Annotated in this window: 19 protein-coding genes; 4 read left to right on the top strand and 15 right to left on the bottom strand. The window is 58.9% G+C overall.

Features of this window, described 5'->3' with window-relative positions:
• Positions 1-45 precede the first annotated feature (45 nt).
• Positions 46-513, top strand: a complete 468-nt coding sequence (locus tag phaeop14_RS08505; RefSeq protein WP_040169480.1) for a copper chaperone PCu(A)C domain-containing protein — start codon at positions 46-48, stop codon at positions 511-513.
• Here phaeop14_RS08505 and phaeop14_RS08500 read toward each other — a convergent pair.
• From phaeop14_RS08500 to phaeop14_RS08460, 8 genes are all read right to left on the bottom strand, one after another.
• A complete protein-coding gene (locus tag phaeop14_RS08500; RefSeq protein WP_193438247.1) occupies positions 485-1,246 on the bottom strand; it encodes a MauE/DoxX family redox-associated membrane protein in 762 nt (253 codons plus the stop codon). The two genes, phaeop14_RS08505 and phaeop14_RS08500, sit on opposite strands and share 29 nt — an antisense overlap.
• A 27-nt stretch (positions 1,247-1,273) precedes the next feature.
• A complete protein-coding gene (locus phaeop14_RS08495) occupies positions 1,274-2,098 on the bottom strand; it encodes a DUF305 domain-containing protein (protein WP_193438246.1) in 825 nt (274 codons plus the stop codon).
• Positions 2,099-2,173: 75 nt separating this feature from the next.
• A complete protein-coding gene (locus phaeop14_RS08490) occupies positions 2,174-2,578 on the bottom strand; it encodes a c-type cytochrome (RefSeq protein ID WP_096789278.1) in 405 nt (134 codons plus the stop codon).
• Positions 2,575-3,954 (bottom strand): multicopper oxidase family protein, encoded by a 1,380-nt coding sequence (locus phaeop14_RS08485; protein ID WP_096789277.1) that lies wholly within the window; start codon positions 3,952-3,954, stop codon positions 2,575-2,577. The genes phaeop14_RS08490 and phaeop14_RS08485 overlap by 4 nt, the downstream gene beginning before the upstream one ends.
• 1 nt (position 3,955) lies before the next feature.
• On the bottom strand, positions 3,956-4,396 hold the full coding sequence (locus phaeop14_RS08480) for a c-type cytochrome (protein ID WP_096789276.1): 441 nt from the start codon (positions 4,394-4,396) through the stop codon (positions 3,956-3,958).
• Positions 4,397-4,474: 78 nt separating this feature from the next.
• Positions 4,475-4,801 (bottom strand): hypothetical protein, encoded by a 327-nt coding sequence (locus phaeop14_RS19675; RefSeq protein ID WP_040169469.1) that lies wholly within the window; start codon positions 4,799-4,801, stop codon positions 4,475-4,477.
• A gap of 680 nt (positions 4,802-5,481) precedes the next feature.
• Positions 5,482-6,174 carry an SOS response-associated peptidase gene (locus tag phaeop14_RS08465; RefSeq protein WP_096789274.1) on the bottom strand — a complete coding sequence of 231 codons (693 nt, stop codon included), beginning with the start codon at positions 6,172-6,174 and terminating at the stop codon, positions 5,482-5,484.
• A 594-nt stretch (positions 6,175-6,768) separates the two neighbouring features.
• Complete coding sequence (locus phaeop14_RS08460; protein WP_040178675.1) at positions 6,769-8,970, bottom strand: methyl-accepting chemotaxis protein; 2,202 nt, start codon at positions 8,968-8,970, stop codon at positions 6,769-6,771.
• Positions 8,971-9,323: 353 nt separating this feature from the next.
• On the opposite strand from phaeop14_RS08460, the gene phaeop14_RS08455 reads away from it, so the two are divergent.
• Complete coding sequence (locus phaeop14_RS08455; RefSeq protein WP_096789273.1) at positions 9,324-10,454, top strand: porin; 1,131 nt, start codon at positions 9,324-9,326, stop codon at positions 10,452-10,454.
• A 268-nt stretch (positions 10,455-10,722) separates the two neighbouring features.
• A complete protein-coding gene (gene tig, locus phaeop14_RS08450; RefSeq protein WP_096790264.1) occupies positions 10,723-12,054 on the top strand; it encodes a trigger factor in 1,332 nt (443 codons plus the stop codon).
• A 216-nt stretch (positions 12,055-12,270) separates the two neighbouring features.
• Here tig and phaeop14_RS08445 read toward each other — a convergent pair whose 3' ends face one another.
• The 7 genes from phaeop14_RS08445 to rpsF form a co-directional block, all read right to left on the bottom strand.
• Complete coding sequence (locus phaeop14_RS08445) at positions 12,271-13,539, bottom strand: calcium-binding protein (protein WP_096789272.1); 1,269 nt, start codon at positions 13,537-13,539, stop codon at positions 12,271-12,273.
• A 298-nt stretch (positions 13,540-13,837) separates the two neighbouring features.
• The gene (locus phaeop14_RS08440) at positions 13,838-15,796 is read right to left on the bottom strand and encodes a bifunctional 2',3'-cyclic-nucleotide 2'-phosphodiesterase/3'-nucleotidase (protein ID WP_096790263.1); all 1,959 of its coding nucleotides are present in this window, start codon (positions 15,794-15,796) and stop codon (positions 13,838-13,840) included.
• A gap of 150 nt (positions 15,797-15,946) precedes the next feature.
• Positions 15,947-16,417, bottom strand: a complete 471-nt coding sequence (locus tag phaeop14_RS08435; RefSeq protein ID WP_096789271.1) for a transglycosylase SLT domain-containing protein — start codon at positions 16,415-16,417, stop codon at positions 15,947-15,949.
• Between the two features lie 320 nt (positions 16,418-16,737).
• On the bottom strand, positions 16,738-16,920 hold the full coding sequence (locus phaeop14_RS08430) for a peptidyl-tRNA hydrolase (protein ID WP_096789270.1): 183 nt from the start codon (positions 16,918-16,920) through the stop codon (positions 16,738-16,740).
• Between the two features lie 232 nt (positions 16,921-17,152).
• A complete protein-coding gene (gene rplI, locus phaeop14_RS08425; RefSeq protein WP_040169455.1) occupies positions 17,153-17,767 on the bottom strand; it encodes a 50S ribosomal protein L9 in 615 nt (204 codons plus the stop codon).
• Between the two features lie 12 nt (positions 17,768-17,779).
• Positions 17,780-18,007 (bottom strand): 30S ribosomal protein S18, encoded by a 228-nt coding sequence (rpsR, locus tag phaeop14_RS08420; RefSeq protein WP_005982441.1) that lies wholly within the window; start codon positions 18,005-18,007, stop codon positions 17,780-17,782.
• Positions 18,008-18,035: 28 nt separating this feature from the next.
• Positions 18,036-18,389, bottom strand: coding sequence for a 30S ribosomal protein S6 (rpsF, locus tag phaeop14_RS08415; protein WP_014874885.1), 354 nt, complete (start codon positions 18,387-18,389; stop codon positions 18,036-18,038).
• 576 nt (positions 18,390-18,965) lie between these two features.
• Here rpsF and phaeop14_RS08410 point away from each other — a divergent pair.
• The gene (locus phaeop14_RS08410; RefSeq protein WP_096789269.1) at positions 18,966-19,562 is read left to right on the top strand and encodes a hypothetical protein; all 597 of its coding nucleotides are present in this window, start codon (positions 18,966-18,968) and stop codon (positions 19,560-19,562) included.
• Positions 19,563-19,737 lie beyond the last annotated feature (175 nt).

The raw sequence follows: 19,737 nt of genomic DNA, 5'->3' as shown, positions 1-19,737 counted from the left end.
GCCCCTTCGGCAAGCACACACGTATCTGGAATTGGATTCGCCAATATGAACAGAGGACTATGGGAAGCGCTGGGAACGATTTTTCTCTCAGTCGGATGTCTTTCTCAATCCGCCCGCGCCGACGGCCTGCCCACCTTTGAAGAGGCATTTCACGGCGTCGCGATCGAAAACGTCCAAGTCTACCAAGCCAAGGAAAGTCAAAATGCATCTGTAAACTTTGTTATCGAGAATGCCTCTTACAGAGACGTATATCTCGAGAGAATCTCCTCAGACGTATCCGCGGGTGGAGAATTGTTTTACGAGGATACCTATGGGGAACGTATCCTCGAAGGAGGCCTAACAATCCTCCGAGAAGAAACACTCGACCTGTCAAGCTCACATATCGGGGCCCGGCTGACAGGTCTCACGTCGCACCTTGCTCCCGGCGATCACCTGACACTGCGGCTGTTCTTCCGGACGGGTCAGGTGAAGGTGACTACACATGTCACCCCCCGATTGCGTGCAGTCCCATAACCAACCCCATCAAGATCATCATCAAGTTCTCGGTAAGGGAGATAAAGCCGAGAGGTACATTGGAGTCACCTCCCACACAGGCACATTTCAGCTCGCGCTTATCGATATAGACAGCCTTGAGCACGCTGACCGCGCCGATGGTTCCGATGAACAGTGCCACGGGCGCAGAGACCCAGGTTAGAACGCCCGCAGTCATCAATATGCCAGCAAGTGCCTCACCATAGGGGTAGATTTTGCCGTAAGGCACCCAGTGTTTTGCCAGCAGATCATAGTTCAGGAACATGGTTGAGAACTGCTCGACGTCCTGCAGCTTCTGGATCGCCAGCACCGTCATCGACAGCGAGATAAACCATTGGAAGCTCTGCCAGGTCAGAATGGTGCCATACTGGTGCCAAGCCAGACCCAGTGCCAGCAGCGCACAGACGCAAAAGATCGCGATGACGGGCCGGTAGGTTGTGTCGCTCTGCTGCGCCTTGGGCGGGTCGATGCCCAGAAAAATTCGCAGATCGTCGTGACCGCCGACGCGTTTTCCGTCGATGAAGGTCTGGGGTGTCGTGTCAACGTCATGTTCGCGCTTGAAGGCCTCGGTCTCATCCTTGGTCTTCAAGTGATGGTCTTCAACCTCGTAGCCGTTCCGCTCCAGCAGGTCCTTGGACTTGAGGCCGTAGGGGCAGGTATGCTCCGGCATGACCATCCGGTGGAGAACTGCGGTTTTGTTGGTGTCCTTTGGCATAACAGGCATCCTCGATTTTGCAGTTGTTCAGGTTGTGCAGCTGTACTGACCGCGGAAACCGGCCTCGTAGTCCGATCCTGCGCTGATGATCAGATCATGGAGGCTGTCGTCATCCGTCTTGCGGATCTCGGCCAGGATCGGGTCTGCCGCAAAGCGGTCACCTGTCGATTCCAGACGCACCAGGTCGCCGCTGATCTTGATCAGCGCCACGCCGTCTCTGATCGCCAGCACCGGCGGGCTGGTTTCAGTATAGGTGAAACGGCACTCTGCCTCTGCTGGGAATACCCGCGAGATATCATCGCCCGACAGGAACTCCGGGTCGACTTTGGCGACGACTTCGCTGGCCAGCGCGTCCGGGGGGTTCTTCAGTTCGGGTTCCAGTGCGTCCGGCTTGGGGGCAGCTTCGCCATTTGCGGAGATATCAGCGATCAGATAGCGCATCTCGGCAATTTCCTTGTCCTGCGCGTAAATGATGTCATCAGCAAGGGCGCGCACCCGCGGGTCGGTGATTTCAGCCCGGGAGGAAGTCATGATAGCGATGGAGTGATGCGGGATCATCGCGCGCATGTAGGAGCGATCCTGGACGGTCTCTTGGCTCCGAACCAGCCACAAGGCCCCGGCAAAGACCACGATGGACCCTGCAAAGATGGCGATATTCAAGGTGCGATTCTCGTACATGCCCAGCATGAACGCCAGCATGACAAAGGCCATCGCAGCCCCCATCACAACTGCCATATACGCCCGGGTTTCAGACCAGAACACGTGGCCCGTCAGGAAAGTGTTCAGATACATCAATCCGAGCATCAGGATTGTTGAGACGGCGATCATCAGAAAAAAACGGGAATAGGCCATGAATACCTCCAGGTTTCTTTGGAGATCAACAACCTTCCAGCGGGTGAATGTTCCCTGGAAACATCAATTTACTGTCTATTCCTGCGCAGTGATCTCCTTCTGATAGGCGCGATCGCGGTCCGGCCAGGTAGATTTGATGTAGTCAAGGATGGTGCGGATCTGCGTGTCAGTCAGCACATCACCAAAGCCGGGCATGTTGCTTTCATAGCCACCTCCGACCACAGCGGCGGTCCCGTCCCGCGTTATGCGAAACAGGATATTGTCTCCGTGATGCCAAGTGTGGCCCGTTGCATCATGGGGCGGCGCGGGCAACAGCCCGTCAGGGCCGGGGCTGCGCCAATCTGGCTGGCCCTCGAGAGCCCCGCTGTGACAGGACGCGCAGTTCTGTTGATAGAGTGCAGCGCCATCCTGGCTGCCCTCCGCCCTGGCAGAGTTGACCGCGCCGACGAACGTGGCCGCGAGCAATAATGGCTTCCTCATGCCACCATAATCCAGTTGGTCATGCCCGAGGCGGCGTGCCCCAACATGTGGCAGTGAAGCAGCCACTTGCCCGGGTTGTCGGCTAGGAAAGTGATCTCTGTTGTTTCATTCGGCATGACCAGTACCGTGTCCCGGAGCGGGCCCAGGGCGCCGTCCTCCTTGCGGACCCGGAAGTGCATTCCGTGAAGATGCATTGCGTGCGGAAACATGGTGTCGTTCTTCATGCGGATGCGCGCGGTTTCCCCGCGTGACAGAGTGGTGAAAGGTGCTTCTCCCAGCCCGGCCTGTCCAGCCAGCGCCCAGAACTGGCCCTTCTGGACAAGTTCCTGCCAGCCCATAGCCTGTCCGTTGAACAGAGTATTTTTCAAACCGCGCATAGCGCCGCCTTGAAGCGGCATGTCGAGGACCGGAGCTGCGTCAACGCCGTTGATCTCCATCCGCGGATTGGGGGGCAATGGGGCAGGGGCGCCACGGCTTTTCGTCGCGGCACGCGCTGTGACCGTGATTTCGGCCAGCGCCTGCCAGCTATCGTCGCCTGCGGCAAAGAGAATTCCCGCGGGCGCGCCTTCCTCGGCGGTGACATCCACAATCAGATCGATGCGCTGCGCGGGGGCCAGGACAAGCGTGCCCGTCACCGCCTCCGGTTGTGCAAGCGGCATCCCGTCAAGCGCGACCGTCCAACCGGTTAGCCCCTCCAGCCTAAGGCCGAAGATCTGCGCATTGGCCGAGTTGATCAGCCGCAACCGCAGCCGCTCGTGCTGCCGCGCCGACAAGCGGTAATCATAGCGCCCGTTCACCCCCACAAGATTGCCAATCCGGCCGCCGTGGCTACGTGCCATAGGCGAAGCGAAACTGTCGACGAATAGCCCCGTCTCGGGGTCGATCAGCCAGTCGTCAATCATCAGAACTTCATCGCGGTCGACATCTGGCGGTGTCACCTCCTCGACGATCAGCGCACCGGAAAGCCCTCGCGCGACCTGCTCCATGGACTTGGTATGGGCATGATACCAATAGGTTCCGGCGTCTGGCAGATCGAAAGCATAGTCAAAGCTCTGCCCGGGCGGCACTGCATCCTGGGTCAGCCCCGCGACGCCATCCATCGCATTGTCGATGCGAATGCCATGCCAGTGGATCGTGGTCGGAACTTCCAGCGCATTGACCAATCGTCGTTCAAGCCGGCTGGCTTGCGGCAACCGGAGTGCGGGGCCGGGGATCGTGCCGTCATAACTCCAAACTGGTGTCGCAGGATAGCTGTCGGGGGCCAGCTGGACCATGGTCTCTTGGGCTGTCAGCAAAGGCAGTCCTTGAGCGAGAGCCGGACGCATCAGCGATGCGGCGGACAGGCCAGTGCAGAAACTGCGTCGCGTCATCTTCATATCAGTTGATCCCATTGGCGCGCTGGACTTCGCGAACATAGGCAATGATCGACATCATATCAGCACGGGTGACTTTTGGCTGCGGTGGCATGTTGCCGAATTTCCAGTGATGCGCGCGCACGCCATTGGCGGCCGCGAGCTGAAAGGCCATGTCGCCATGATGGGACGGTTCGTAGATCTTGTGGATCAGCGGTGGGGCAACCCCCAGCTTCCCAGCGGCGTTTTCGCCATGGCAGTCGGCACAGACCGCGTCGAAGGCCCGTTTGCCCATGGTCGCCTCTGCCGACAGCGTGTCGGGCAGCGTAACGGCAACCATTGCCGCGTCTTCTTCAGGGGCGATCGCCTGCTGCGCAGGAGGGCTCTGGTCAGGGGTGCGGGTGAAAGCATAGGCACCAAGCGCCACGGCAATAACCGCGGCCCCGGCGAGGGTGATCTTGTTCATAAATTTATCCTGTCTTCCGCAATGTTTATCTGAGCGATGTTGCTGCGGGCAAACGCGGTTTGCCCTGACTTCCGTGGATCAGGATAAAGCGCGCGGAGGTGGTAGTTTCAGCGACAGGTTGACCGCGGTACCATACCGGGGCGCTGGCCATGCTGGCCGGGGGCGCAAAAGATCCTCGTTGGGGACCATTTCACTGCCGGAGAGAACAGCCATGGTGGCGCAGGTCGTCATATCTGCGCAATGCTCGTCAGATTGGTGTCGTTCAGCAGGCATCTGATGCTCGGCAAAAGTCATCATCTCTGCGCAGGAAGGACAATCATGCATCGTCGCCTCTGCCGAAGCATGCTGCGGCAAAGAGGACAGCATCATGAGGCTGGTCAGAATGATGACGGCTAATAGGCGCATGGGTGTCCTTTGGGGTCCAGCCACAGGATGCGATGTGGCGATGCCTAGGTCAATGCCAGTCCAATATCCTTCTGGTGCGCTTTGTCTACAGCAGATGCCTTCTACACTACTGCGCAAAAAGAGCAGACCATCCTAGGCAGTGCAATGTTCACAGAAATATTCGGGGATCTGCGCAACACCGCGTCGGGTGTTTCAAATCGCGATCCCCCGGGTGGTCGCTTCGATGCGGCAGAAAATGATCACCGGACGTCACTTGACGTGTCGACATGACCGCTGCCCCTGTAAGCCTGAGCCTGAGCCTGAGCCTGAGCCTGAGCCTGAGCCTGAGCCTGAGCCTGAGCCTGAGTGTGATTGTACCAAGCAGACGGATGTCGTCCACGACAGGAGGTCACGAAGTTGGTCCCATTTTGACCACGCGCAATCACGGCAATGCGCTCGGCAGGCTCCGGTTAGGGTCTCGATGAAAGGGCGTCACTGGGGGAGACCGCTGCGGTGGTCCACGTTGGTACGGCGGGCTCGATCCCAGATGCGCTGACAGACGCAAGCGCATTTCTATTTTTCGTCGACGACGAACGCACCGATCACGGGCAAATATGGCCGGGGGATAGGGAGGGTTCTATTGGTGCATGCACTCTCTCATTCCCATTGCCTGTGGAAGACCGAACGCAGGAGAGGTATCTTTAGAACAGCTCGTCAATGGGTTCGATCAGCTCCAGTCCATCGTCATCGCGACCAAACGGGGCAACCTTGTGGGCCTTCATTCGACCGTCCCAGACCTGCCCCAGCTGCTGCTCTTCGTTGCGATCCGACTGGCCAGACAACCAGGGGTAAATATGGTCCTCATCAAGGATAACCGGTGAGCGGTTGTGGATTTCGGCAATCTGCGGCAATGCTGCGCGAGTCAATATGGTGCAGGTGTGCAGATCCCTATCAGGACGAGAGTATAGTCCGGCAAAATACAAAGCTGGTGCGTTTCTGCTCGTGGTCACCCACCAGGGCTGTTTTTGACCTTTGGGGCCGGTCCACTCGTAGTAGCCTGACGCAGGGATGATGCAGCGTTGGGATTTCCAGGCTGACCGAAAACTCGGCAAACTATGAGCCGTTTCGATTTTCGCGTTGAAAGTGGTGTGCCGCCAGTCGTGCACATCTCCCTTAAACCACTCCGGCACGAACCACCAGCGGGCGGTGGTACTGATCAGTTGCGTTTGATCCAGATAGGCTATGTCTACCAGTTGCGTTGGTTTTACATTCCAGCTTGCTGACAGCTCTACCGCATTGGGATCCCGCACCGGGACAGAGGGTCCGAGAAACCGCCGTTCCATCTCATAGAGTTGCTGCCATGTAAGATCCGGCCGTCCCAATCTACCACACATGGTGCCATCCCCCTTGCACTGCGAGTATTTGATTAAATGATATCTGGATCGACCAAATTCACAATGTGTTCGTCAAATGTTCCAGTTCGTTTGGCTGTTGAGGGTGCACAGTTACTCTGCGTATATACTCTGTCCAGGACTGAGGTCGGCGCGGCGCGAGATGCTGAGTTTTCGTGTGATGATCATGCAGCCACGTAACGTACTGAGCGTCGATCTCCGGCCAGATGATCCGATCAGACCTCTGACTATTCTCTGGACTTGATAGTTGATTTGTCACGACCACCAGACGCGAAATCAGCCTTAGGTGGCGACAGCGGACCGCGCTGACAGCGCCCAGCCACATGCAGCAGATCCGCCACGGTTGCGGGACGGGGATTGCCCCCCGGGAGACTTCGCTGTCCAAAAACAGCACTGTCATTCGCTTGGCCTCTGTGTCCACACCCAATGTCGTAGTGTCCAACTGACCTTAACGCGCGTTTACCTTTCAGTGGCTGCGGCAGGGAGCAGAAGGTCGCCCAGACTCGAGAGACACCCGAAATTTCGGATGTCTCTCTGTTTGGTCGACTGCGATCTGTGACTTGTTACACGCTGGAATCAGGCTGAGCGTGCATGAGGCTGCTCCATTTCATCAAAAGTTGACCCGGACCAGTCGTAGGCTGCTGGGGAACCGCTGTTGACGCTGCCGGTTGGCAGGATAGTAAAGCCCGAAACCGCCTGCACCAATGTCTGGGCTTCCTCGCGCAGCATCTGGCCGGCAGCGGCGGTCTGTTCCAGCATGGCGGAGTTTTTCTGTGCATTCTGATCCAGGCTGACAACCGCGGTGTTGACCTCGGAAAGCCCGTTGGATTGCTCGACCGTGGTGGCGGCAATCTGTTCGACCTTGCCCACCACCGCTTCCACGGAACTTTGAATGGAGGCGAGGGCTGTGCCGGTTTGATCGACCAGTTTCACCCCCTGTGCCACCTCATGGGTGCTGACGTCGATCAGCTGATTGATTTCCTGAACCGCATCGGCAGAGCGCTGCGCAAGGCCGCGTACTTCGGAGGCGACGACCGCAAATCCACGACCGGCCTCGCCGGCGCGGGCGGCCTCAACCCCGGCGTTGAGCGCCAGAAGGTTGGTCTGGAAAGCGAGATCCTCGATGAGGTCGGTGATCTTCGCGATCGCGCCGGAAGAATCCTCGATCCGCTGCATGGCGCTGATGGTCTGGCTGGCCAGTTCGCTGGTGGTGCGCGCCTGGGTGAAGGCGTCGCGCACGATATCCTTGGCCTGTTCCGAGCCTTCCGCGGTGCCCCGGACAGTATCGTCCAGCGTTTGCAGGGCCGCGGCTGTTTCCTCGAGTGAGGCGGCAGAGGTTTCGCCCCGGCGCGAAGCGTCATCTGCAGCGGCGGCGATTTCTGCGGCGGTGGAATTCAGCACCTCACTGCTGTGCGACAGTTGCTGGACCATTCCGGTCAGATTGTCACTGAGGTTGTCGACGGCGCTGGCGATCTCCTTGAAAATACCCTTCTGGCCATCTGGCATCCGTTGGGTCAGATCGCCGGCAGCCAGCGTGTCCAGAACCCGGCGAATGTCGCCCAGCCCGCCTTCGGCGGCCTCGCCAATAGCGTTTACACCGCGGCCCAGGTCCGCAAAGGAACCACTGGCTCCCTCCACCTGCAAGCGTTTGGAGAAATCACCGGCTGCGCAGGCACGGATTACCTCAGAGATATCGCGTGTCAGCCGGTCCTTCATCTCATTGTCGGCCCGCAGCTCCTCGACGGCGGTGGCAATGGTCGAAACCTCCCGGATGCGCGATTGCGGCGCCGGTGTGGAGAAATCACCGGCCATGATTTTCTGCAGGACCACATTGACCCGCGACAGCGGCCGCGAGATGCCGATGGCCAGGAAGAACGCCACCACGACAAAGATGCCAAGTCCGCCAAGCCCGGCCTTCAGCGCATTGGAATTGGCGGTGCTGATCGCCTCGGCCGCGCTGGCATGGATCATGTCCAGACGGGCGGTGGTCAGCTCGTCCATCGCGGCCAACACAGGTTCGGCAGCTTTCTCTATCGCGTCCAGATCCTTATAATGGCTGTCAGTCAGAGTAATTTCCTCGGCGTAGGCGTTGAAGGATTTCTGATAGGTGGTCAGCAGGCTGCCGATCCGAGCGCGTTGCGAGATGTTTTTATAATAACTGCCTGGAAACGCCCGGAATTCATCGACCCGCGCGTTCAGACGCTCAATATATTTTTCGGCGTGGCGCATGATGAAATCTTTCTCATGTCGACGCATCATCAACATCTTGATCTTCATCTCAGGTTCGACAGTGGCTTCCAGCGCCTTCTCGATACTGCGCACTGAGCTGCGTAGTGCCCCTTGCAGTCCGTTGGTCTCGTCGAACCCAAGCCGTTCCTGACTTGCGACCACCTTGGCGAAACCGGCCTCATAAGCAGTGATTCCAGCCACCAGCTGAGCTAGGTATTCCGCAGCCTCCGCCATGCCGTCCAGTTCCGCAATTTGCAGGGTTGCGGTCTCCAGTCGATTGCTGAGATGGGCCATTGTGTCTGCTTGAGTAACAAGGATGTCATGGCTCGGCTTTAGGCGAAAACTCATCTCGACGAGGCGAGTGTTTTGAAAATCCGAACTGACCTCAGCCAGAGTCTGCGCAAATCCTTCGACCGCTGCGACCTCCGCCTCAATCTCTGTGCGGAGCTGATCCGTGTATCGCGACAGTCCGATTAGGGCGAACATGACCGCGCTGGCAAGAAAGACGATCACAAATACGGCCGTCTTGATGGAAGTCTTGAATTTCATAGTCTGAGTACCTGCGTTGTCGATCCGCTACGCTTATCTTTGGGCTGTTAACAAACCATGGAAACTTGCGAAAAATCTGCATGTTTTGACCTGTTTTTGCGCCTAAACCGAGCTCGATTTACGTTCCGCGATGACACCCTTGCCGTTGAACCCATGCGCGCCGAGTTCGGCGAGCCATGCGTAGGAGCGGGCTGATCACAATTTTGAGAGGACCGGTGCTGTAGCTGGCAAGGGTAGCGGCGCGGCATATTTCAAGCCTACTGCAGCGAAAAAACGCGTGATAGCACCTGCGACAGGTCAGCCCCTCAGGGATGGAGAGGGAGCTGCCCTGAACAATATTGGAGCATCTCCTCATGAACACCAGATTTGCCTCTCACCTCGGGGCGACGGCCTTGGTCTCCGGGCTTTTTGTCGGCCTCGCAGCGCCTGCGGTGGCCGGGCCAACCTATGAGAACAGCTCGGGCGGGACCTTCCGCTACTATGGTCAGTTCAACCCCTCCTTCCAGTCGTTTGACGACGGCGGTGACGATTTCAGCGCGCTTGTCGACAACGCCAATTCAAACTCCCGTATCGGGTTCTGGCTGGAACAGCCTTTTGGCGAAAATACCCTGCGGTTCAATTTCGAGACCGCGTTTGGCCTGCGCTCCTCTGACGGAGTGGACCAGAATGGGCGCCCTCAGAATATCAGCTGGGACCGCACCCGGATCCGCAAGGTTGATCTCCAATACGCCACCGCGCGGTATGGCACGTTCTCTTTCGGCCAGGGATCTATGGCATCGGATGGGCTGGCGGAATCTGATCTCTCCGGCACTGGCGTGATCCAGACATCCTCGATTGCAGATTCTGCTGGCGGTTTCCTGTTCCGCACCTCTACTGGCGCTTTGTCCGGCGTCAGCATCGGGTCTGCCTTCCGCAGCCTGGACGGCGGTCGCCTGGGCCGGGTGCGCTATGATACGCCGGAATTCAGCGGCTTCACCGTGTCTGCGTCCTACGGCGAGGAGATCCTGCGCTCGAATTCCGATCGCGAAGCCTATGATATTGCGGTGCGGTACACCAATGATGACCTTGGTGACTTGACCATCAATGGCGCCTTGGGTGCGGTGTGGAATGAGAATGGCCCCGGCAGCAAAACCCGCGATATTGTTGCCTCTTTTGCGGCACTGCATGAGCCATCGGGCGTGTCCTTCGCTGTTGCCGGCGGTGACCGGGACACCGGTGGCGATTATGCCTTCGCCAAGCTGGGCTACACCGCGAATTTCCTGTCCGTCGGGGCGACCTCCTTTGCCATCGATTACTATGACGGCTCGGATATGGTCACCAGCGGTGATAGTGCTGAATCCTGGGGCGTCGCGGCGGTTCAGAATTTCGACAATCTGAACCTTGAGACTTATGTCGCCTACCGTGACTATTCCTACTCTGACACCAGCGCGACCAGCTATCAGGACTCCTCGTCCATCATGGCAGGGGCCCGCTGGAAGTTCTGATCCAATCAGTCGGGGCAGGGCGGTTGTGGCGGGGCTGTCGCATCGGCCTGCCCTTAGACTGATTGCCCTCCACCGGGCTACACACCCTCAAAACACGCCCCCTTTGGGCGTGTTTTTCTTTTGGAGGGCCAAAAAACGCCGCATCCGCCCCGGTCGGGGCCGCTCTTGAGGCAATCCCTCTTGCGCCGCCGCTCATGTGCAAATAGAAGGCCACAAATTGTCTGGGGGAGCGCCTGCGCGCGCGCCCCGAATCTCTATGGGGAATATGATGCAGGTCACCGAGACGCTGAACGAAGGTCTGAAACGCGGTTACGCGATCACCGTCACCGCCGCCGAGCTGGACGCTAAGGTCAATGAGAAACTGGTCGAGGCACAGCCCGAAGTCGAGATGAAAGGCTTCCGCAAGGGCAAGGTTCCCATGGCGCTGCTGAAGAAGCAGTTCGGCCAGCGTCTGATCGGCGAAGCCATGCAGGAAACCATCGACGGTGCGATGAACAAGCACTTCGAGGAAAGCGGTGACCGTCCGGCCATGCAGCCCGACGTGAAAATGACCAATGAAGACTGGAAAGAGGGCGACGACGTCAACGTCGAGATGTCCTATGAAGCACTGCCCGAGATCCCCGAAGTTGATCTCTCCGGTGTTGAGCTGGAAAAGCTGGTCGTGAAAGCAGACGACGCAGCCGTCGAAGAAGCGCTGGCCAACCTCGCAGAAACCGCGCAGGATTTCGAAGCCCGCGAAGACGGTGCCGCGGCAGAAGATGGCGATCAGGTTGTCATCGATTTCGTTGGTAAGGTTGACGGCGAAGCCTTTGATGGCGGCGCAGGCGACGACTACCCGCTGACACTGGGCTCCAACTCCTTCATCCCCGGTTTCGAAGAGCAGCTGGTCGGCACCAAAGCGGGCGAAGAAAAAGACGTCACCGTCACCTTCCCCGAAGAATACCAGGCCGAGCTTCTGGCCGGTAAAGAAGCCGTGTTCTCCTGCACCGTGAAAGAGGTGAAAGCCCCCAAAGCGGCAGAGATCAATGACGAGCTGGCACAGAAATTCGGCGCCGAAGACCTCGCTGGCCTGAAAGCTCAGATCTCCGAGCGTCTGGAAGCAGAATACGCCGGCGCGGCCCGTGCCGTGATGAAGCGTGGCCTGTTGGACAAGCTGGACGATCTGGTCTCCTTTGACCTGCCGCCCTCGCTGGTCGAAGCAGAAGCCAAGCAGATCGCGCACCAGCTGTGGCACGAGGAAAACCCCGAGGTTCAGGGCCACGACCACGACGAGATCGAAACCACTGACGAGCACAACAAGCTGGCCGAACGCCGCGTGCGTCTGGGCCTCCTGCTGGCAGAACTGGGACAGAAAGCCGAAGTCGAAGTGACCGACGCAGAAATGACCCAGGCGATCATGCAGCAGGCACGCCAGTACCCCGGTCAGGAACGTCAGTTCTTTGAGTTCATCCAGCAGAACGCTCAGATGCAGCAGCAGCTGCGCGCGCCGATTTTTGAAGACAAAGTGATCGACCACATCGCCGAACAAGCGAAAGTGGAAGAAAAAGAGGTCTCCAAAGACGATCTGCAGGCCGCCGTTGAGGCCCTGGAAGACGAGTAATCAGACCTCGGGCCTGCGCCTTCGCGCGGGCTCTTGCTTCTGACTATGGAACAGGCCGCCCCTCGGGGGTGGCCTTTTTCTTTTCCGGATCAGAAATGGGACAACCCGGGCCGCTGAGGACGCCCCGTCACAAGCAAAAAACCGCCCCTGGGTTTATCCAGGGGCGGCGCGGAATGACGTGAGCGTGGGTTCTCCAACCGTCGTCGGAAATGAGTGTCAGAACAAAAAGTTATCGGAGTTTGACAACTCCGCCACCGAAACATTCTCCACCGTTACAACCACGTTGTCGAAGGCCATCACAACGTGATTGCCTTTCGCGGTGAAATCTACCTGATTGAGGGTCTCAGCCCCGCTGAGGATATCGATCTTGTCGGTTCCGATCTCGAAGTCTCGGATCCGCGCGCGCCCGTGATTGCTGCCAAAGGCAAATGTATCGGCGCCGTTGCCGCCGATCAGCAGGTCGTTGCCCTGCTGGCCGAACAGCTTGTCATTGCCGTTGCCGCCAACCAGCGTGTCATTGCCCGCACCACCACGGATCGTATCAGCCCCATGGGATCCATTCAGCTTGTCGTCACCGTTCTGGCCAATCAGCCGATCGCGTCCGCCGCCGCCGCGCAGGTCGTCATCGCCGGCACGTCCGGCAAGCCGGTCATTGCCACCTCGGCCGGAAATAAGATCATCCGCTCCCGTTCCGTCAAGCACATCGCGACTCACAGTTCCCAGCAGGGTTTCCCCCACTTCAGGCTCGCCCATATCCAGCGGCGCGTTGCCGCCTGCCTTGCGATCCTGCCAGAAAGCGATCAGCGCGTCGGCGGTGGGGCTGTCGTAGCCGCCGAAATCCCTAACGTATTTCAGAATCGAGGTGCCGTATTCATCCGTCGACGCGGTATCGCTCAGCAGCAGCGTCGCCACCCCGGAAGCACCGCGCAGATGTGCGGCGGCCATCAACCCGGTCAGGGACAGGGTAACCTCAACCATGGCGCCATTCACATCGCGGTAGGAGACAGTTTCACCTACGTAATCGGCGAGACTGCGCCCCTGCTGGCCGAGATAGTAGCTGAGCATCTCGAAATTATAGCCAAAGGCCTCATTGATGGCTGTGTCCTGCGCGGCATGAGTCTTGAAATCATCCAGGCTGTTGACGCCATTCTTACCGGTCCAGGTGCCGTCCCAGCGGTTGATGCTATCACCGCCCAGGTAGTAAAAATCATCCCGGTAATAGCCGAGGTCAATCAGCAGCGCCTCGCCGAACTGATAGCCGACAAAGCCCAGCGAGTTTGTCGAGTGATAGGCCATATCGCGCCACTGGGTCGCGTTCAGCTGGCCCCAGCTGCTCAGGCCCTGATAAAAACTGCCAACCGGCGCACCAGCCCATTGTGTCAGCTGTGCATCGCTGATCTGCCCGGCATCGTAGCGGTCCCGGTCCCAGCCGGATTCAAACGCCAGAAGCGCATTGCGAAAGTCGTTGAAACTGCCGTTTGGCATCGTCACTGCTCCTCTTGCATATCAACCGTCTTGACGCGGACTGCTGGTGTTCAGCGTTGTCCGACACATGGCATGTCGGAAAACTCTGTCGCAAGAAGGGGGCAGAAATTTGGCAAACAAATGCCTAAAAAAGAGTAAGGAGAGCGTAATTTTGCTCGAAATTTGTAAAAATTAACCTTTAGGGCGCGCCGCAACAAATAGTGTGCAAGCGGGGCGTGTGCGCCTAGATCTGCCGCCCGGCGACGTGTCACCGGGCGGCATGGATCGGTATATTTCACTCAAAACGGAAACAGTTTGTTCACAGTGAAATCCTGTAGCGTGCAAAGCCATCCGGGCCTTCACCTGCAGGTTCAATCGCAATGCTCTCGACGCTGTCGACATAAGTCGCCGCCTTTGGGCCGGTGTCAAACAGCACGGAGGTCTGCCCAAGCGGGGCGAACCGCCAGTTGGCATCCGCCCGCGGGCTGATGGTGCCCTTCTCAACGATATAACGCACGATCACATCGCGGTTGGTGTCTGGCCCCTCAAAGACAACCGTATCACCCATCGCGCCGGGGAAGGCGCCACCGCCGCCTGCGCGGTAATTGTTGGTGGCGATAATGAACTCCTGCGCGGGGTCGATCGGCGCGCCGTTGAACTCAAGATTGACGATGCGATTGGCGTCAGGATTTTCCAACGCGCCCTTGGGGCCGAACTTCGAAGGCTGCGACAGGTCGATCTGATAGGTCACCCCGTCGATCACGTCAAAGTTGTAGCTGGGGAAGGCCGGGTTGAGCAGGACCTGATCCGCCTCACCGGGGGTGACCTGGTTGAACATGCCGGCAGAACGTTCCAGCCAGTCCTTGACCTGCGCGCCGGTCACCCGCACCGCACGGGCGGTGTTGGGGTAGAGGTAGAGGTCGGCGACATTCTTGATCGCCACATCGCCCTTAGGCACATCAGTGTAGTATTCGGCACCCCCACGACCGCCGGCCTTGAACGGGGCCGCTGCAGAGAGGATCGGCAGCCCTTCATGTTCGGTGCCTTTCAGCATCTGTTCAATGTACCAGGTCTGGGCAATCGACACGATCTGCACCGAGGGATCATCCGCGACCAGCGCAAAATAGCTGTGCAACGGCGCGTCGGTCTTGCCCACGGCGCGGCGCACATATTGCAGCGTCTCATCATGCTCTTTCTGTGCTGCCGCCAGCACTGCCGGTGCGCTGTCGACCAAGGCAGTGATGGATCGGTCCTCTTCGCGCCGAGAAATTGGCCGCGCTTCTGACGCATGGCCGACGACGCGCCAGCCAGCACCATCGCGCTCCAGCATCAGATCAATCAGACCCATATGGCTGCCCCAGAACCCGCCCATGGTGGCAGGGGTGCCGTGGATAGTGCCCTTGTCGACATCGACCCCGGCAAAATCCGCATAGGTGGAGGAGGGGAAGACCAGATGCGAATGGCCCGTCATAATGGCATCAATGCCCTCAACCGCCGCCAGCGGGACCGAGGCGTTCTCCATCCCATCAGCTTCCTGCGCGCTGCCAATGCCGGAATGAGAGAGCGCGATAATGATATCGGCCCCTTTTTCCTTCATCTCCGGCACATAGGCGCGGGCGGTTTCCAGAATGTCGCGCGCCTGAACGTTGCCCTCCAGATGGCGGCGGTCCCAGTTCATCACCTGCGGCGGGACAAAGCCAATGAGGCCGATCTTGATCGCATGCGTATTGCCTGCGCCATCGGTCAGCTCGCGCTCCATAATGACATAAGGCGGCAGCAGGGTTGTGTCGTCGCGCGGCCCGGCGCCGGTGGATTTGGCAACATTGGCACAGACCACCGGGAAATCGGCCCCGGCGAGGGATTTCATCAGGAAATCCAGCCCGTAGTTGAATTCATGGTTGCCCAGCGTCGAGGCATCAAAGCCCACCGCATTCATCGCCTGAATGACTGGATGGGTGTCGCCTTCCTTCATGCCCCGCTCATAGGCGATATAGTCGCCCATCGGATTGCCCTGCAGGAAATCGCCATTGTCCAGCAGCAGTGAATTGGTCGCCTCAGCACGGATATCGCCGATCAGCGAGGCGGTGCGGGCCAGACCCACCGTATCGCGCGGCTTGTCGGCGTAGTAATCATAGGGAAACACATGCACATGCAGGTCGGTGGTCTCCATCAGGCGCAGATGCACCTGGTTGGAGGCCGCCTGAACAGAAAACGGATGCAGCGCAATCAGACCAGCGCTGCCAGCCAGAAAGGACCGGCGGTCAAGTTGGATAGGCATTTTTCGCTCCCACGTCTTTTTATAATAGACATCCATGCTAGCAGAAAAATGCCCGCCGTCATGTGACAGTTTTGCGCTAACAGGTTCGGCGGCAGCCTGTCGCGCAGAACTATAAAAGCTGTTTTTTATCAGGTGGTAGTGTCCGCATCCTTAAGGGCGTAGCCCCGTTTCGCGCAACATGCCCCGGCGTTTGGCGGCGTAGTAGTAGCCGCGTGAATAGTGCTTCACCGCCTGATCATAACTGCCATCAGACAGAAGCCAGGCCCCGCGCAGATACTTGACTGCGTATTTCAGATTAGTGTCCGCATCCAGAAGATCCTTCGGCCTGCCCCGAAATCCCATGGACCGCGCGGTGGCGGGCAGGATCTGCAACAGCCCGTAATAAGGCCGGTTGACGGCCCAGGGGCGATGGGTGCTCTCGCGGATCGCTAGCCGGTGCACCAGAGGGCGCGGCACCTCGTAATGGTCGGCCCAGAAATTGATCTTACGGCGCAGCTCCGGTGTTTCATTGGGATAAAGCGGCGGCTCCGCTGGGCGTTCCGTTGCGGCGGGGGCATCTCCGCAGGCAGCAAGGGCCAGCGGGCTGAGAAGGAAGGCCAGAGCCGTTCTGCGATCAATCATGGAAACTGCCTGTTAGATCCCCGGTCTGGCCGGGTCGGCGGCAGGTTAGGCGGGGGAGGGGATTTGGGCAAACGGCAGATGTTGGCATCGGCGGATATCCCCCAGTTGGTGACAGGGGCCAGGCGGCATCGCGCCGCGAGCACTGCTGGCTAAAATTTTAGCCGCTATTCAATTGTGCCGGGCTGCCGGACGCCGCAGGATTTCGACGCGCATGAACCGGGCATCGCCCCGTCCCAACACGGCTCCCGTGCCTGCGGCCCGCTTGGGATGCACATGCAAAGGGGCCGCGAGGGGGAGCCTTCGCGGCTCCGCCAGCGCACTCAGGGCTGAATGATCCTATCAGGATTGTGCCGGGTCAGTTCTGCGGTGATCAGCTCCGGCGGCACCAGATTGCTGATGGCTTCGCCCTTGTGGCGCGGGTTCTCAAAGCTGAACCCCCGCAGCAGCCGCAACAGCAGACGGCGGCGCAATGCGGTTTCTTCCCGGATCAGTTCCTCTTCCATGGTCACCCCCAGATGACTGCATATCGTCGAACACAGATGCGCGGGCACAAGCCCACGGCGGGGTCCAAGACTGGTCGAAACCAGCGAAGATGAGGTTACCAACGCAGCGCTTTATGTGGCGAGTTTGAGGCGATTTTAATCTGTCTGCAGATCGCAACATCTGAATGGGCACACGAAAAAGGCCGCCCCGGATGGAGCGGCCTTTCTCAATGTTGGATAGATCCAAGGCCGATCAGGCGTTGGTCTCGTCGTCGCTTGCAGCCGGGGCTGCATCGTCGTCGTCGTCCGAAGCGGCAGAGCCGATATCGTCGAACAGCTCGGAGATTTCGAATTCAGCAGCGGCTTCTTCTTCAGCGGCCAGCTCTTGAATCGATTTGCCCGAGGCTTGCAGCTCAGCTTCTTCAGCCGAACGTGCAACGTTCAGTTTGATCTGAACTTCGACTTCAGGGTGCAGCTTCACAGCAACGCTGTGCAGGCCCAGGTCCTTGATCGGCGAAAGCAGAGCGATCTGCTTCTTGTCGACCGAGAACCCTTCTTCGGTGGCTGCGTCTGCGGCGTCACGAGGGGTGACGGAACCGTAGAGCGCGCCCGCGTCAGAAGCGGAGCGAATCACGATGAACTGCTGACCGTCCAGCTTTTCTGCCAGAGCTTCCGCTTCTTTCTTGGTTTCCAGGTTGCGCGCTTCCAGCTGCGCTTTCTGGTCCTCAAAACGAGCGATGTTGTTCTGCGACGCGGTCAGCGCCTTGCCTTGCGGCAGCAGGAAGTTGCGTGCGTAGCCGGGCTTAACGTCCACGACTTCGCCCATTTGGCCCAGTTTGGCCACACGTTCCAGAAGGATAACTTGCATGTGCTTATCTCCTTACTTCACGGCGTAGGGCAGCAGGGCGAGGAAGCGGGCGCGCTTGATAGCACGGGCCAGTTCACGCTGCTTCTTTGCCGAAACAGCGGTGATGCGCGACGGCACGATCTTACCACGTTCGGAAATATAGCGCTGCAGAAGACGGGTGTCTTTGTAGTCGATTTTCGGCGCATTGTCGCCCGAGAACGGGCATACTTTACGACGACGGAAAAACGGTTTGGCTGCCATGGTTTAGCGTCCTTTTCTCAAGCGTTGATCAGCGGCGCTCACGACGCGAGTCGCGCTCATCGCGCTTCTGCATCTGAACCGAGGGGCCGTCTTCATGTGCGTCAACCTTGATGGTCAGAACGCGCATAACGTCATCATGCAGGCGCATCAGACGCTCCATTTCCTGGATCGCCGCTGCGGATGCATCGGTTTTCAGGAAGGAGTAGTGGCCCTTACGATTTTTGTTGATCTTATAGGCCATCGTCTTGACGCCCCAGTACTCGCTGTCGACCAGGCTACCGCCGTTGTCGGACAGAACAGCACCGAAATGTTCGATGAGGCCTTCAGCTTGCGAGTTGGACAGGTCCTGACGCGCAATCATGACATGCTCGTAGAGTGGCATGTGAACTCCAGTTTGTGTCTAGGCGCATTTCATAGACGGGGCGGTTGATCCTTCCGCTGCCCTGTCACGAGAGTCTGCGCGGATCGAAAATGTCGCGGAAGGAAGCCCCCATATACAGGTTGCCGCCAAAAGGGCAAGCGCCGTTTCCCGGCAGCCCCTGGCTGTGCGGATTTTCGGGGTCAATCACGGGGTGATGGGCCGGTTCAGCGGATGTGAACCAAATTTTAGCAAAATCATGCAAGGCTGAAGATGGCCAGAAGTTTTGAATGGATCCAGAGCAGCGACCACGGTTGCCGTTTCCATGAGCCCCGCCTGAGCCAGCCCACGTGACCGGGGCAGCCAGGAAGCCAGGACAGGCAGGACAGGCAGGGCAGACAGGCCTAGAACCAACCTCCGGGGCAACGCATGGGCGCGACCCGCATTTACCGCATCTCCGCCCCATTTCAGCCTCAATGCTGGCGTCAATCTTGGTTAACAAAGCGTTAACCGGCCAGCCAGACCCAGACCAAAGGCGCAGAAAGCGCCACAGAAAAGGCAGGACAGACCGACCGCGTTAAGAGTGAGAAGGGACCAGAGATGAGCATCATCGAACCATCCGATATCGGGTTTCAGCCTGCCCATCAGGCTCGATTTGGTCACGCCATGCAGGGCGCCTCGGCTCAATCCTACGTCAGGCAATCTCGCGCCGCGCGCCGATTGGCGGATCTGGCTCGCGCCACACCTTTGAACCTGCAGGTGCAGGCCAATTGGCCGGTCCGCTCCATTTTGCTGCGTATTCTTGGCGGGGGGATGGTGCTTGGCTCGACCGGTCTGTGGCTGCTGCCCGACGCCGGGATCGATCCGCAGATGTCGCTGATCCGGATCGGCATTTCCATCGCCTTCCTTTTTATCGGGCTGATCCTGCTGACCACACATCACCCCGACAGCCAGCCGGAAGCGTGTTTTGACCCGGTCCGGCGCGAGCTGCGGATCCTGCGCCAATCCCGCAGTGGTGCCCCCCGCGTTCTCCTGCGCCGCAGCTACGCCAGCCTTGGCGGTGTGCGCCTTTCGGCCAATGCCATTTCGGTGCTCGACAGCGACGGGTCCGTGCTGATGGAGCTGCCGATTGACAGCACCGACACCCGTTTGCGGCTGCGCGATCAGCTAAATGGCGCCTTGCCCATTCTCAGCTGACGGCCGCTGCAGAACCGGCCCGACAGGCGGTGCCCCCGCCGATCTGCTCCGATCAACTCCCGGTCCAATCCCGGCCGCAATCCATCACAACTGCGCGAGAACCTGCCGCTCTGCACAGATGCAGCTTTGGTTGTTCATCTGAACACAGATAGTGTTGGGTTTTGCGGGCTTCCCT

Origin of the sequence: Phaeobacter piscinae (assembly GCF_002407245.1) — a bacterium.
Classification (GTDB): domain Bacteria; phylum Pseudomonadota; class Alphaproteobacteria; order Rhodobacterales; family Rhodobacteraceae; genus Phaeobacter; species Phaeobacter piscinae.
This window is presented reverse-complemented; position numbering and strand designations above follow the sequence as displayed.